Origin of the sequence: Myxococcus sp. CA023 (assembly GCF_010998615.1) — a bacterium.
GTDB lineage: Bacteria > Myxococcota > Myxococcia > Myxococcales > Myxococcaceae > Myxococcus.
On sequence record NZ_JAAEAH010000217.1, the window covers coordinates 1 to 415 of the forward strand.

Consider the following 415-nt stretch of genomic DNA (forward strand, 5'->3'; position numbering starts at 1 on the left):
ACCCTGTTCGGCCTTCCCGGCGGCGTCCAGGGGTTTCTGGCTTTCAACCTGATCGCTGTGGGCGCCCTGCTGCATGGCTATCGCCAGGTTGTGCTGGCCAAGCCCTCCGCGCGGGCGTATGCCAGCCTGTGCGGGACAGTTGGCGCCGGCACCGCCATGATTCATGCGGGCTTCGCCGCGGCCGGTCGTGACGAGTTCCTGCTTCCGTTCTCCATCGCAACGTTGGCGGCCTGCCTCGTGGCCGGCGTCGGGCTCCTCATGCAAGGCCGCCGTGCTACCCCGGCTCGCGTGCAGATCGATGGCGTGGACTGACGAGACGAAAAAGCCCCTGAATCCAGGGGCTCTTTGAATCAACTGGCGGAGAGAGTGGGATTCGAACCCACGGAAGGTTTGACCCTTCGCCGGTTTTCAAGAC

The 415-nt window shown here is 64.8% G+C and carries 1 protein-coding gene; it reads left to right on the forward strand.

Features of this window, described 5'->3' with window-relative positions; translation table 11 throughout:
• A partial coding sequence (locus F8M74_RS37350) for a DUF6713 family protein (RefSeq protein ID WP_163884790.1) occupies positions 1–312 on the forward strand: 312 nt, incomplete at its 5' end.
• Positions 313–415 lie beyond the last annotated feature (103 nt).